At 39.4% G+C, this 13,722-nt stretch carries 14 protein-coding genes; all 14 read left to right on the top strand.

What is annotated here, in order from left to right:
* The first annotated feature begins 70 nt into the window (after window positions 1-70).
* The 14 genes from rpsF (at window position 71) to LEPBI_RS10310 (ending at window position 13,718) form a co-directional block, all read left to right on the top strand.
* Window positions 71-346, top strand: a complete 276-nt coding sequence (gene rpsF / locus LEPBI_RS10375; RefSeq protein ID WP_012389072.1) for a 30S ribosomal protein S6 — start codon at window positions 71-73, stop codon at window positions 344-346.
* The gene (locus LEPBI_RS10370) at window positions 339-782 is read left to right on the top strand and encodes a single-stranded DNA-binding protein (RefSeq protein WP_012389071.1); all 444 of its coding nucleotides are present in this window, start codon (window positions 339-341) and stop codon (window positions 780-782) included. The genes rpsF and LEPBI_RS10370 overlap by 8 nt, the downstream gene beginning before the upstream one ends.
* A gap of 72 nt (window positions 783-854) precedes the next feature.
* Window positions 855-1,139, top strand: coding sequence for a 30S ribosomal protein S18 (rpsR, locus tag LEPBI_RS10365; protein WP_012389070.1), 285 nt, complete (start codon window positions 855-857; stop codon window positions 1,137-1,139).
* Window positions 1,140-1,147: 8 nt separating this feature from the next.
* Window positions 1,148-1,594 (top strand): 50S ribosomal protein L9, encoded by a 447-nt coding sequence (gene rplI, locus LEPBI_RS10360; protein WP_012389069.1) that lies wholly within the window; start codon window positions 1,148-1,150, stop codon window positions 1,592-1,594.
* Window positions 1,595-1,615: 21 nt separating this feature from the next.
* Window positions 1,616-2,959: a replicative DNA helicase gene (gene dnaB, locus LEPBI_RS10355; protein WP_012389068.1), complete on the top strand. Its 1,344-nt coding sequence runs from the start codon at window positions 1,616-1,618 to the stop codon at window positions 2,957-2,959.
* A 12-nt stretch (window positions 2,960-2,971) separates the two neighbouring features.
* Entirely contained in the window at window positions 2,972-4,777 is a 1,806-nt protein-coding gene (aspS, locus tag LEPBI_RS10350) for an aspartate--tRNA ligase (protein ID WP_012389067.1), read from the top strand.
* Window position 4,778: 1 nt separating this feature from the next.
* Entirely contained in the window at window positions 4,779-5,786 is a 1,008-nt protein-coding gene (locus LEPBI_RS10345) for a PhoH family protein (protein WP_012389066.1), read from the top strand.
* Complete coding sequence (locus LEPBI_RS10340) at window positions 5,783-8,149, top strand: HD family phosphohydrolase (RefSeq protein ID WP_012389065.1); 2,367 nt, start codon at window positions 5,783-5,785, stop codon at window positions 8,147-8,149. Before LEPBI_RS10345 ends, LEPBI_RS10340 begins: the two co-directional genes overlap by 4 nt.
* Window positions 8,146-8,610, top strand: coding sequence for an rRNA maturation RNase YbeY (ybeY, locus tag LEPBI_RS10335; RefSeq protein WP_012389064.1), 465 nt, complete (start codon window positions 8,146-8,148; stop codon window positions 8,608-8,610). The genes LEPBI_RS10340 and ybeY overlap by 4 nt, the downstream gene beginning before the upstream one ends.
* Window positions 8,611-9,360 (top strand): DNA repair protein RecO, encoded by a 750-nt coding sequence (gene recO, locus LEPBI_RS10330; protein WP_012389063.1) that lies wholly within the window; start codon window positions 8,611-8,613, stop codon window positions 9,358-9,360. It abuts the gene before it with no gap.
* On the top strand, window positions 9,357-9,617 hold the full coding sequence (locus tag LEPBI_RS10325) for a hypothetical protein (protein ID WP_012389062.1): 261 nt from the start codon (window positions 9,357-9,359) through the stop codon (window positions 9,615-9,617). Before recO ends, LEPBI_RS10325 begins: the two co-directional genes overlap by 4 nt.
* The gene (gene argS / locus LEPBI_RS10320; protein WP_012389061.1) at window positions 9,614-11,398 is read left to right on the top strand and encodes an arginine--tRNA ligase; all 1,785 of its coding nucleotides are present in this window, start codon (window positions 9,614-9,616) and stop codon (window positions 11,396-11,398) included. The genes LEPBI_RS10325 and argS overlap by 4 nt, the downstream gene beginning before the upstream one ends.
* The gene (locus tag LEPBI_RS10315) at window positions 11,395-12,648 is read left to right on the top strand and encodes a nicotinamide-nucleotide amidohydrolase family protein (RefSeq protein WP_012389060.1); all 1,254 of its coding nucleotides are present in this window, start codon (window positions 11,395-11,397) and stop codon (window positions 12,646-12,648) included. Before argS ends, LEPBI_RS10315 begins: the two co-directional genes overlap by 4 nt.
* A 2-nt stretch (window positions 12,649-12,650) precedes the next feature.
* On the top strand, window positions 12,651-13,718 hold the full coding sequence (locus tag LEPBI_RS10310; RefSeq protein ID WP_012389059.1) for a hypothetical protein: 1,068 nt from the start codon (window positions 12,651-12,653) through the stop codon (window positions 13,716-13,718).
* Window positions 13,719-13,722 lie beyond the last annotated feature (4 nt).

The raw sequence follows: 13,722 nt of genomic DNA, 5'->3' as shown, positions 1-13,722 counted from the left end.
AACCCTAGTGGAAACTAACAAATTCTTCTACCTACAAGTGTTTCTATGTAGGTATACCCATAGGAGAAATATGAGAAACTACGAAATCACGAATATTCTTCGTGAAGGGAATGTAGAAGAGACGAAGTCTGCCGTAAAAGAGCTTCTCTCCAAATACAACTTCACGATCCAAGGCGAAGAGGATTGGGGTTCTAAAAGACTCTGGCATCCCGTTGGACAAGACGAACAAGGCCATTTTACACTCATTAAGTGTTCTGGATCTCCTACAGAAGTCGCAAAGATTGAACATGAGTTTAAACTCAATGTGAATATCTTAAAAACCCTCGTAATTAGGGCAAATGGCTAACGATCTAAACAAAGTACTACTCATCGGTCGTATGACCCGTGACCCGGAATTCAAATCGGTGAACGGAAGTTCTGTTGTCAATTTTTCAATTGCAAATAACAGAGTTTATGTGACTAACGGCGAAAAAAAAGAGGAAACTCATTATTTCGACTGTGTTGCATGGGGCCGACTTGCTGACATTTTAAAACAATATGCAGGCAAGGGAAAACAAGTAGCGATTGAAGGTAGACTCCAACAACAGTCATGGGAAACTCCCGAAGGCAAAAAAGCCTCAAAGATCCGCGTTTATGTTGAATCCGCGCAATTGCTCGGTGGACAAGGACAAGGACAAGGTGGTGGATCAGGAGACCGTACTGACAGTTCCAATTCTTATGATTCCGGCGTAAGTAGTGGTTATGATGATTATCCAGCCGGCGATGACGACATTCCTTTTTGATAGGTGATGACAATGAGTGAAACGACAAATATTGATGATACAAGAGTAGATTCCCGCGAGAGTATGGACGGGATGGAAGACGACGAAAAAGGTGGTTTCCGTGGTAAAGACGGAGAAGGTAAGTTCGGTCGTAAAAACGCAAAATACAAAAAGAAAGTATGTAAGTTCTGTGCTGACAAAGCCTTACTTGCAGGTCTTGATTACAAACGAGTTGATATCTTAGAAAGATTTGTGACCAATCGTGGTAAAATCATTCCAAGAAGGATCACAGGAACTTGTGGCAAACACCAAAGAGCCCTTGCTCGTGAAATCAGAAAATCCAGATCCATCGGTTTACTACCGTTTAAAGTTCTGTAGGAGTTACGATGAAAGTTGTATTACAAAAAGACGTATTAAATCTTGGTGATGCTGGGGATGTAAAAGAAGTTGCTGATGGTTATGCACGTAACTTCCTCATTCCAAGAAGACTTGCCGTACGTGCAAACGATGGAAACACAAAAGCCGCCATCCACCAAAAGAGACTTGCTGAACTCAAACGCGACAAACGTGTGAAAGTGATGAAGGAACTTTCTGCTTCGATCGATGGTAAAACATACGAAATCAAAGTGAAAGTGGGTGAGAACGACAAACTTTTTGGTTCTGTAACAGCGAATGATATTGCTCTCGCAATTAAAAACACTGGTGTGGAACTCGACAAACGCAAACTAGACTTAGGTGAACCAATTAAATCTGTTGGTGAGTTTAAAATCAAAGTTCGTTTGGCAGAAGGTGTTGTTCCTGGGATCATTGTAAAAGTCGTCGGCCAAGCATAGTCTAACACCAACACTTTTTCGATGAATTCTAACCCCCTTCAGGAATTAGAGTCTGAGAAGAACTTAATCGGTTACTTACTCATGCGAGGGGTAGCCGGGCAGGAAGACTTAGGTCTTAGCCCGGAAGACTTTTATATGGATACCCATAGAAGAGTCTTCGAAGCGGTCACAGACCTCATAAATGAAGGGATCAATATCGACCTAGTAACGGTCACAAACCAAATGCGAGAAAAACGTCTCTTTAAAGACGAATCTCGCGATCTGGAATACATCACTTCCCTATATAAAGATACAGTCCCCTTTCAGCCGTTAGAGTATTATGTGCGACGTGTCAAACGTGTTTCCGATAGACGGAAATATGTTGAGGCCCTCTCACAAGCGATCGATAAAGTCAAAATTGAACCGGGTGAAAACGATTCTGTATTTAGTTTGATCGAACAGTCACTGATGGATATCTCTCGCCAAGAGAGATCCAAAGGTTTACGGAAAGTCAAAGACGATGCCAATGCCCTCATTGATTACATTAAAAATGTAGTCGCGGCAAGTCAAAATGGAACCGGTGGGATCAATGGATTAAAAACCCATTTTACGGGACTTGATATGGCTACCACAGGTCTTAAGTCACACGAACTCATGATCCTTGCTGCACGTCCAGGGAATGGTAAAACTACATTTGCCTTAAACATTGCCGCCAATGCCGCCTTAAAAGAACGTAAAACAGTTGTTATTTTCTCACTCGAGATGAGCCGGATCGAATTACTTCTCAAACTCATCAGTGCGGATGCAAGGATTGATTCTTATGCGTTAAAGGCGGGAACTTTAACCTCGGCTCAAATGACACAACTGAAAGACAGTATTGGAAACATCACTTCTGCAAGTTTGTACATTGATGACTCAGGGTATTTGACGATCCAAGAGTTTTCGGCAAGACTCCGACAACTTCGTACCACTGAAGAAGTGGGTCTTGTGATTGTGGATTATTTACAACTTATGAGTGACCCAAAAGCCGCTATGGGTGGAAGGCAACAAGAGGTTGCCAATATTTCCAGGGGCTTAAAACAAATGGCAAGGGAAGTTGGTTGTCCCATCATCGCTTTATCGCAGATGAATCGTTCCATTGAAAACCGCTCCAAAGACCAAAGGCCACAACTTTCCGACTTACGGGAGTCAGGTGCCATTGAGCAGGATGCGGACATTGTATGTTTTATTTATCGGGAAGAAATGGTGAAACCTCCCGAAGAGTTAGACCCCAATAAAAGGGGGATGGCTGAGATCATCATCGCCAAAAACAGAGCGGGAGCAACGGCCGATTTTCCATTGATGTTCAATCCGAAGATCAGCCGTTTCGATAACGTTCCATTATAAAGAGGTTTTCAATTGAATCAGTGGGTCACATCAGAATACAAAAATAGAATTAGTGCAACGAGTGTATCGGATGCATCTGTCGGTAAAACTTTATTCCTTTCTGGATGGGCTTTCCGTTACCGCGACCAGGGGGGGGTGATCTTCATTGACCTGCGTGATCGATCTGGAATCTTACAAATTGTTGCAAGAAAAGAAATCTTAGGCGATGACTTCTCTAAAGTCGAAAAAATTCGTTCTGAATTCGTAATTGCGGTAAAGGGAAAACTTTCCCTAAGGGATGCTGATTCTATCAATCCAAAGATGGAAACCGGCAAATACGAGTTAATCGCCGAATCTGTCGAAATTTTAAACTCATCCAAAACTCCTCCTTTTACATTAGATGAGTTTGATCCATCGGGTGAAGAAATCCGTTTGAAGTATCGTTACCTTGATATGAGACGTGAAGAACTTCGGGATCGTTTAGTGTTGCGACACAAACTAACTTTTGCTTTGCGAGAGTATTTGGACAGTAAGTCATTTTTGGAAATTGAAACCCCCATTTTAAATAAGTCCACTCCAGAAGGAGCTAGGGACTTTCTTGTGCCTTCTCGTTTGAATGCAGGTGAGTTTTATGCACTCCCACAGTCCCCGCAACTTTTTAAGCAGATCCTAATGATTGGTGGAATGGAACGATACTTCCAAATTGTAAAATGTTTTCGGGATGAAGACTTACGAGCGGACCGCCAACCTGAATTCACACAACTCGATATGGAGTTTTCCTTTGTCACAGAAGAAGACATCCGCCGTGAGATTGAAGCGATGTGGGCGTTTGCCTTAAAGAAAGTGTTCCAGTTAGAAGTGAACGCACCTTTTATGACCATGCCGTATCATGTGGCGATGGAAGAATACGGTTCGGACAAACCAGACATTCGTTTTGGAATGAAACTTGTGAATGTATCAGAACATGTGAAATCTTGTGACTTCCAAGTGTTTACGGGTGCCATCACGAGTGGTGGAGTTGTCAAAGCGATTTGTGTTCCAGGTGGATCTGTGATTTCTAGAAAAGAAATTGAAGACCTCACGGCATGGCTTTCCCGCGACTACCGTGCCAAAGGCCTGGCTTATATGAAACATGGGGCAAATGGGCTGGAATCCACCATCACCAAACGGTTTTCCCCGGAAGCACTTGAGGCTATTGCCAAAGCCGTTGGATCCAAAGAAGGGGATATGGTATTTTTTGGTGCTGATTCTTCCAAAATTGTGAATGCTTCTCTTGGTGCCTTACGTTTGAAATTATCCGAAAAATACGATCCACCTAAGGTCCCTTATAGTTTCCATTGGGTCGTAGACTTTCCTATGTTTGAAATTGATGAAACAACCAAATCATGGACCTTCCTTCATCATCCATTCACATCTCCGAAGGAAGAAGACTTTCAGAAACTAAGAGATTGGAAGGACGGGAAAGAAGTTGACCTTTCTTCGATTGGGGCGAAAGCTTATGATTTAGTTTTGAATGGAACAGAGATTGGTGGTGGATCCATTCGTATCCACAACCCAGAAATCCAAAGTCTCGTACTCGAAGCGATTGGAATTGGGGAAGAAGATGCCAAATCCAAGTTTGGATTTTTACTCGATGCACTCTCGTTTGGAGCGCCACCTCATGGTGGGATTGCCTTTGGTGTGGATCGGATCATGATGTTACTCACTGGTGGGACTTCCATCCGTGATGTGATTGCTTTCCCAAAAACACAAAAAGGAACTTGTATGATGAGTGAAGCGCCAGGTCCTGTGGAAGCAAAACAATTAGAAGAACTCAAACTTAGGGTAGTCACAATCTAACATGGATGAGAGTTTTACATTTCAGGAAGAATCCCTCTACCAGACGGTATGTGGGATCAGTGACAGCAAACTCCCGTTATGGGAAAGTCGACTGAGTGTTAAACTCATCCCGCGTGGAAAATCTCTCATCATCCAAGGGAGCCCTGACCATGTCCAAGTGGCACTTGATACCTTTCAGAAGGTAGAAGAAAATTTCAAACGAAGGCCTGATAAGTCTGAGTATTCCTTTTTTGATATCGATTACTTAGTGAACAAAGTGAAGGATTCTAGTGGTGGTTGGCCGACTCCTGGTTCATCTGATTTCCAAAAAGAAGGGGAAACTTGGACTCCGAAAGATAAAATCTTTGTAACCTTCAAAGGAAAACCCATTTTCCCCCGTACAAAAAACCAAGAAAGTTTTGTGGATAGCCTTCATAAAAACTACATCACCATTGCTATGGGTCCTGCCGGTACGGGAAAAACGTTTTTATCCATCGCCACAGCATGTCGAATGATGCAAACTGGAGAAGTGGATAGGTTGATTCTCACAAGGCCTGCAGTGGAAGCGGGGGAAAATCTTGGTTTTTTACCAGGTGACTTAACCCAAAAAGTAAACCCATACCTTCGTCCCATCTACGATGCGTTACACGAATGTATTGGCTTCGAAAAAACAACAGAATACTTACAGGTGGGTAAAATTGAGATTGCTCCCATTGCTTTTATGCGAGGCCGGACACTCTCCCATTCCTTTATCATTTTGGACGAAGCGCAAAACTGTACGCTCCCGCAACTCAAAATGTTTCTCACTCGATTCGGAAAAAATTCCAAAATGGCGATTTCTGGGGATGCCACCCAAATTGACCTGGCCCATGGCAGGTCTGGACTTGAAAAAACAGTTTACACTCTTCGAAATTTGAATGGAATAGAGACAATTTTTTTCGGAAGGGAAGACATTACCCGCCATCCGATTGTGGAATCCATTGTCCGACGATTCGAAGAAAACGAGAGTTTATTTAACAAAAAACCATGAAAGCAATCTTTGATTCTTCGATGACGAGTGTGACCGACTTTCTAACAAAAGTTAGGCCAGTATCTGTGGTTCGGAACATTCAAATCATTTTGGTTTGTCTGACTTTACTTTTTGTGACTTATGTTCTTTCGATTCCTTTTTTTGGCCAATCGAAGGTCAACACCGACTCCGATGGCTTATTTTCAGAAGGAAAAATTGCCCCTGAAACCATCCAGTCGGTCAAAGAGTTTTCATACGAAGATACTGAAAAAACAAATTTAGAAAAACAAAAAGCTAAATCGAATGTTCCTTTTGCTTTTGATAAAGACTTCGGTGTGTTAGTCGCAGGTATCGATACCAATTTATCAGAAGATTTAGAAATTTTACGTGTCCTTGTCCAGGAAGGGAAATCAAATCCGACAACGGTCAAAGATCGAATTCCTAGATGGCGCAATCGTACAAACGAAGAAATCCAAGCCATCTTGGATTATCCGAAAAAAGAAAAATTAAAAAACTTCATCCAACAGTATACAAATTTGATTTTTTCGAAGTATTGTATTGTCAAAGAAGATTTGCCTTTTGCCAAAGACCTCGACAAGACGGGAGCCAAAATCAGAAACATTGGAACCCAAGACCATACCACCATCATTGACGGAAATTTGGTCATCCCTAGATCTCAAATTTATAAAGACGGACCTGTGACTGCCGTGTTATCAAAGTTAGCTTCTGAGAAATTACCAAATGTATCCGATTCTCTATTAAAAGCTGTATCTAGGATTGGTTTGTACTATGTGTATTCCTATCCTGCCTGCAATTATAACCCAGAAGAAACGGAAAATGCGAGGGTGAAAGCAGCAAGTGCAGTTTCAGTTCAAAAAAGCCGAATCCAAGCCAATGAAATCATCGTAAGAGCAGGTGATGTCATCACACCAGAAGTGAAGTTAAAACTGGACATGATGAATTTATATGCTACAAGGGCAAATCTTGCCTCTATCATTTCGATTTTTCTCACACAATGTGTTCTCATTGTGATAGTGGGATTTTATTTAATTCGATACAGACCCAATCGATTGAATGACTTATCGAGTAACTTAATTATCTTTTTTACACTTTGGATTGTGATCGCTTCGATTTATCTATTGTCGAAGGTATTCTATGCAACTGACAGTGATTTGTCGACCGTATATTATTTTGGAATGTTTGTTCCTGTGGGGATGCTCTGTTTGTTACTCGGTTTTGTCTATGATGAACAACTCTCCATCGCCATCGGTTTCTTTTTGTCCTTTGCTGTCTTCTTTGCGTCTAGATACAATCCTACCTCATTCATGTTGGCCTTTACTGTTGCGGTGATGAGTTCCATTTACGGGCGACGTTTGCTCAAACGAATTGATTTCCTGAAAGCTGGTTTTTTACTCACCTTTGTGCAAATCCTTGTGACGACAGCAGGTTACTTATTTGATGGTCGTGAGTTTTTTGTCTCCACTGGCACTGGTTTTTTTAAGGATCTTTCCAATTCCAATTTATTTCGCATCACCGTAATGTGTTTTGTGAATGGATTTGCGAGTGCCACGGCCGTTCAGTTTTTACTGCCTCTATATGAGTATATTTTTAATATTCCCACTCGATTCAAATTGATCGAACTGGCCGATACAGGCCATCCATTATTACAACAACTTTTGACAAAGGCCCCATCGACTTACACCCATACCTTTATGGTGGCAGCCCTATCCGAAAGAGCTGCACAAAATCTCAATTTGGATCGTCTTCTAGTGCGTGTGGGTGTGTATTTTCATGACATTGGAAAAATTCCCAATGCTGGCTTTTTTGTAGAAAACCAACATTTAATCCCAAAACCAGAACATATCGATAAAAATAATCCGGCTCTTGCTGCCAAAACCGTCATTGATCACGTGTTAGATGGAATTGAGATGGCAAAAAAGGCAAGGCTTCCACGAGAAATTATCAATTTTATTCCCGAACACCATGGGACATCTACCATGGCCTTTTTTTACCATAAGGCCTTACAAGAAATTTCGAGTTCGGCACGTAGAAATATTAATAAAAAAGATTTTCAATACCCAGGTCCAAAACCACAAAGTAAAGAAACTGCTATTGTGATGATCGCAGATTCTTTGGAAGCCGCCTCTCGTTCGTTAGATGAAGTATCACAAGAAAGTTTGGATGATCTCATTCGTAAAATCATCAATTCAAAGCTTGCCGAAAATCAATTGGATGAGAGTGGACTGACAATCGGAGATTTAGAAATCATCAAAGCAAGTTTCAAAGAAGTATTACTTTCCAGTCTTCACCAAAGACCAAAATACCCAAAACCAGAAGATACAAAGGCCTTAGAGTCAGCGAATACCAAAAAGACGAAGCGATGAACCCGTCCCTTTCGGTTTTCACTCATTGGAATGACGAATCAAACCAATCAGAAATTTTTTCTGATCCTGTGATATCCAATTGTGAAAAAATATTACGATTCTTAGCACCTGAGTTTTTACATTCATTGGAACTTTCAATTTATCTAGTCAATGATTCGCTAATGGCTGAAATTAATGAAGAGAGAAGAGGAAAACCTGCTACCACGGATGTTTTATCCTTTCCATTGTATTCGGAACATCCACCGATCCCTGTTCAAATTTTAGGTGAAGTAGTGATTTCAATGGAGACTTGTAAAAAACAAGCAATGGAAATTGGACATGGCCTCGTTGATGAATTTTATCGATTGTTAGTACATGGGATTTTACATAACTTTGGATATGACCATGAGACAAATGAGGAAGATGCTTTGCTCATGAGAAAAATGGAAGATGAATGTTTGGATTTGGTTTTTGCAACATAAATGGCGATTCGAAAAGAAATTGGAATCATCATCCAAAGTAAAGATATAGGGGAAAGCGACAGGCTGATTAGTTTGGCTGGAGAGACCCAAGTTCGGATGAATTTTATCAGCAAAGGGATACGTAAATCCAAACGGAGAGCCATCATATCCACAGAACTCGGTTGTCTTGTGGAGGTGGATTATTACGACCAGGTAGAAAAGGATTGGAAATCAACCAAGGAAATCCACCTCATCAAACGATACGATGAACTGAAAAAAGACTATGTGGGAACCTTATTTGTTTTGTATCTAACGGAACTCACTTCCCAGTTATACCCCGACGGAGAAAACCATCCATTTTTATACCAATTACTTTCTGGCAGTTTGGAGGTAAGTAATGAGAATGGATTCCGCAAAGAAATATTACCTTTTTTTAAACTCCGAGCACTCACTCATATGGGCCATTTCCCGACAGAATTTTACTGTCATACCTGCGGGGAGGAAGTTCTCACGAAAGCAAAGGCTTATTTTTCTGTGGATTCACGTGAATTTTTATGCTCTGATTGCCATCCCATCACCAAAGATCATTTGCCTGTTTTAAAACTTTTTCATACAATGTTATCTAAGAAATTTTCGAATGTCTTGGTCATCTTCCCAAAAGAAGCAGAATACCGAGAAGGGGATATGATCCTCAATCAGTTTTTGCGGTCTCTATTGGGAAGGGAGTTAAAGTCTTATTTTGAATTTTATAAAACGATTGGGGATTTATGAATTTTATCATCAAAACCATTCTGCTTGTGATGACCTTTTCGGTATTCCTTGCTCTTTTCCAATTGTTACTCAAATCGGAAAACCTCAAACAAACATCTTTTTCCAAAAACATAAAAACTCAAAAAGAAAATTTCGAAACGATTCTTCGAGATCCTAAGGAATCCATTCCCAATTTTGTCACACGATTCAAAATCAAAAGTTTTGAACTATGGGAAAATGCAGACCAATTAAAAATGGAAATACAAATAAAAAAATGAAAGCCAATCAATTATTAAAAAATCTTGTACTCACTGAACTCGAATCGGCAGTCTCATCCTATCTTACAAAACAAAAGATAGACCTTCCACTGACAGAATTTAAAATCCGAATCGAATACTCACGGGATGAAAAATTTGGTGATTACTCTTCGCCGTTTGCGTTGGAAAACAAAAATATTCTAAAATTAAATCCAAAGGAAATTGCAGAAGGTGTTCTCTCCGAAATCAAAAATGAAACATTATTTGAATTTGTAACATTTTCTCCTCCAGGTTTTATTAATTTCCGCATCCGCTCACAGTTTTTAATCCAATATACAAACCAAGTCATGTCGCCTATGGTAACATTTGCCAAAACGGATGAGAAACAATCCATTTTACTGGAATTTGTTTCTGCAAATCCGACTGGCCCCATGAATATTGTTTCGGCACGATCCGCTGCTTATGGGGACGCTTTGGCAAATTTACTTTTAAGTCTTGGGCATACCGTCAAACGAGAGTTTTACGTGAATGATTATGGTAACCAAGTATACTTGCTTGGAGTTGCCGTGCTCCTACGTATCTTCGAAGAGAAAGGGGAAAAAATATCATTCCAAGAAGATGAGAGTAAGGAGTCTGTTTTTACTCTTATAGAAAAACGTATATTGCCAAAAGAAAGTTATCGAGGCGAATATATCAGAGATATCGCGAAGGAAGTTCTTAGTAACAAAACTAAATCAATTCAAGTAGAAGAGTGGATTCAAAACAAAAATTGGGATGAGTGCATTCATGATCTATCAAAATATGCAGTAGAATACAATTTAAGTAGGCAAAAAGAAGATTTAAAACTTTTTGGTGTTCATTTTGATCAGTTTTTCAGCGAGCGAAGTTTACACGAAGCAGGAGATGTGGAAAATGTGCCCACTCTTTTAAAAAAAGAAGATGTATCTACCATCGATGGCAAACTACATTTTTTATCCACGCAGTATGGTGATGACAAAGACCGAGTGATTCGCAGAGAAGATGGCAGGCCAACGTATCTGATGGCAGACATTGCGTATCATTTTGACAAATACAAACGTGGATTTACTAAATTAATTGATATTTGGGGACCAGACCATTATGGATACATTGCTCGTTTGAAAGGTGCAGTGTTATCTTTCGGGAAATCAAACGATAGTTTTTTAATTCTCATTGCCCAACAAGTGAATCTCATTGAAAATAAAGAAAAAGTTAAGATGAGTAAACGTTTGGGAATTTTCCAAACAATGCGGGATTTGTTATCATATCTCGGAAAGAATGGAAAAGATGTTGGACGTTATTTTTTCTTAATGAGAAGTTCTGATGCTCCTCTCGATTTTGATTTGGACTTAGCCAAAGATGAGTCTGATAAAAACCCAGTATTTTATATCCAATATGCACATGCGCGGATTTGTTCCATTTTTCGTGAGTTACAAATTTCAATAGCGGATTGGAGTATTCCAAAAGTGGTCAGCGGAGATTGTTTCCAATCGGAAGAGAGGTTGCGACTTTTGTTTTGGGTGGCTCGATTTCAGGAAGAAGTGTATGATACTGCCACAAACTTGGAGCCACACCGCCTAACTAATTATCTACAATCACTCAGTAAAGCATTTACCAAATTTTATTCTCACAAGGATAATCGAATTAAAGAAAAACAAGGGGAAGAAAGGGAACAATTACTCTTTCTCATTTTATTCACCAAACGAGCCATCGCTTCGGGTTTGGAACTTTTGGGAATTTCAAGTCCTGAAAAAATGTCAAAAGAAGACGAATCCAATACATGACTCCTTACATTGTCATTCTATCTACAGGCTCTGAACTCACTGCAGGTAGGAGTGTGGATACAAATTCTGGATGGATTGCCAACCAATTGTTTGAACTGGGTTGGAAGGTAAAAAAAATCATCACTTTACCTGATGATCCAAATCTAATTTTCAAAGAATTAGAAGCCTTACAAAGTCTCGCAAAAGAAATTCCTGTCCTTGCGATAATGACGGGAGGACTAGGTCCGACAGAAGATGATTATACATTGGAAACGGTTCTCAAATTAACTGGCAAAACTTCTTATGCAGTTGAAAAAGCAAAAATTCGACTCACTAAGATTTATGAAGCAAGAGGAAAAGATTACAAAGATATATTACCAACTGTATTCCGCCAAACCAATGTTCCAGAGGGATGTAAAACACTTGATAATTCAGTAGGCATAGCCGTTGGATTTATCGAAAGTTTAGGAGAAAATTCATACTTGGTTTGTATGCCTGGTGTTCCATCGGAGATGACCGAAATGTTCAAACGCCGGTTAGTCCCTGAATTAAAAAAAATGTATCCACGTGAGAACTTAATCCAAAAAACAAAGTGGTTATGGAATATCGGAGAATCTTTATTTCAAAACGAATTCATTGAGCCTAACAGAGAAGTATACTTTAAAGAAACAGAATGGGGAGTTACGGCAAATCGAGGATATATTAAGTGTATTTTTCAGTCAACAAATGATGTTATGCTTGATACAATCTTAAAAAGTTTAGAAAAACAATATCCAGATTTAATTTCTGATGATGTATTTCAATATGTACATGAACAATTGTTATATGAAAAGTGGACCATCTCAGTAGTTGAAAGTTGTACGGGTGGACTTCTCGGGAAAAAACTTACAGAGCGAGCAGGCTCTAGTGCTTATTTTATGGGTGGTTTTTTAACGTATTCCAATGAAATGAAATCCAACCTACTTGGGATTCCTAAGGAAACAATCGAAACTTTCGGTGCTGTGAGTGATGAGGTGGCGTTTGCGATGGTGGATGGCCTTTGTTTGAAAACGGGAACAGACTTTGGTGTTTCGATTACAGGCATTGCTGGACCAGAAGGTGGAAGTGAAGAAAAACCTGTGGGGACAGTTTGTATTGGATTAAAAGAGCCAAATGGGAAAATCAAAGTACATAGGTATTTATTTCCTGGAAATCGAGAATCCATTCGTGAGAATGCGAGTAACACTGCTTTATTTTTAATTTACCAATCATTGAAGGGTAAGGTCGTATAATTATGTTTCAAAATATCCTATATTCACTTGGTTTTTTTGTTTTGTTTTATTTGAGTTGGGATGTGGATCTCACATTTCTTCCTAGTATACGAGAAACTTGGATATGGAATTTAGAAGGAAAATTTGGAACAAACTCTCCCAAATTAGGAGAGGATCCTTTGAAAATTTTGAACGGATACAAATTCAACAAACAGTTTTATTCTTTTAAAACGAACTCAAAACCCGAAGTGGATCCAAAGTTTTTAGTCGATTTTCCCTTATTGGGGAACGGTTATTTATTGTACGAAAAAATCGGTGATGAGGTAAATTTTTATTCTGATAGTAGTGAATTGTATTGGAAAAAACCGATCAACTCGTATCCAAGGAGTGGGTATTTTGCCTCTCCTGTTTTGTATTTATCTGGAGATAATAATACCGTTTTTTTGATGGATGAGAGTGGTAATCAAATCGGTAAGCAAGAGTTAAATGGAAGGTTTTTAGCAGATTACCAATTCGATATCAGGAATAAAGGGGTTGTGGTTTTGTTTTCTGGTGGAGAAATCTATCGTTTGGATGAAAAAGGAAATGAAATCTTTGGATTTGATTTATCGAAAGATAAACAAAATTCATTTTTTAAATCGGTATCACTTTCCCCAGATGGTAAACTTACATCAGTTCATTATTCCGTGGAAGATAAAGATTGGATTTTGGTTTTGGATGAAGCCGGTAAAAATAGGGAAGAGTTTCCTTTGACCCAATATTACCCGCACCAATTGTATTTAGCCACTGGAAACTTGGGGCAAATTTTTATCCAGACACCAGAAGCTTTGTATTTTTATCAAAAAGGAAAACTGATCTGGCAAAAAAACAAAACCAAACAAACTGGTGTTTACCAATCAATATTTATGAGTGATACATTTGTTGTTGCCGCTCTGGACAATGAATTACATTTCTTTAATGAAGCAGGGGAGACCATTCGGAAAAAAAGAATCCCTGCTTCCGAATTACCGATTCGGTTTTTTCCCGGAAAACAAGATTCTACATTTTATATGGAAACAAAAACGGATTTGGTCCAATTCCAAAAATTGTAACCCC

The sequence above is a fragment of the Leptospira biflexa serovar Patoc strain 'Patoc 1 (Paris)' genome, assembly GCF_000017685.1.
In the GTDB taxonomy this organism is placed as follows: Bacteria; Spirochaetota; Leptospiria; order Leptospirales; family Leptospiraceae; genus Leptospira_A; species Leptospira_A biflexa.
This window is presented reverse-complemented; position numbering and strand designations above follow the sequence as displayed.

Excerpts from the sequence above, each read along its gene's own strand:
- rpsF (WP_012389072.1), top strand. The coding sequence starts at position 71 with ATGAGAAACTACGAAATCACGAATATTCTTCGTGAAGGGAATGTAGAA.
- LEPBI_RS10370 (WP_012389071.1), top strand. The coding sequence starts at position 339 with ATGGCTAACGATCTAAACAAAGTACTACTCATCGGTCGTATGACCCGT.
- rpsR (WP_012389070.1), top strand. The coding sequence starts at position 855 with ATGGAAGACGACGAAAAAGGTGGTTTCCGTGGTAAAGACGGAGAAGGT.
- rplI (WP_012389069.1), top strand. The coding sequence starts at position 1,148 with ATGAAAGTTGTATTACAAAAAGACGTATTAAATCTTGGTGATGCTGGG.
- dnaB (WP_012389068.1), top strand. The coding sequence starts at position 1,616 with ATGAATTCTAACCCCCTTCAGGAATTAGAGTCTGAGAAGAACTTAATC.
- LEPBI_RS10345 (WP_012389066.1), top strand. The coding sequence starts at position 4,779 with ATGGATGAGAGTTTTACATTTCAGGAAGAATCCCTCTACCAGACGGTA.
- LEPBI_RS10340 (WP_012389065.1), top strand. The coding sequence starts at position 5,783 with ATGAAAGCAATCTTTGATTCTTCGATGACGAGTGTGACCGACTTTCTA.
- ybeY (WP_012389064.1), top strand. The coding sequence starts at position 8,146 with ATGAACCCGTCCCTTTCGGTTTTCACTCATTGGAATGACGAATCAAAC.
- recO (WP_012389063.1), top strand. The coding sequence starts at position 8,611 with ATGGCGATTCGAAAAGAAATTGGAATCATCATCCAAAGTAAAGATATA.
- LEPBI_RS10325 (WP_012389062.1), top strand. The coding sequence starts at position 9,357 with ATGAATTTTATCATCAAAACCATTCTGCTTGTGATGACCTTTTCGGTA.
- argS (WP_012389061.1), top strand. The coding sequence starts at position 9,614 with ATGAAAGCCAATCAATTATTAAAAAATCTTGTACTCACTGAACTCGAA.
- LEPBI_RS10315 (WP_012389060.1), top strand. The coding sequence starts at position 11,395 with ATGACTCCTTACATTGTCATTCTATCTACAGGCTCTGAACTCACTGCA.
- LEPBI_RS10310 (WP_012389059.1), top strand. The coding sequence starts at position 12,651 with ATGTTTCAAAATATCCTATATTCACTTGGTTTTTTTGTTTTGTTTTAT.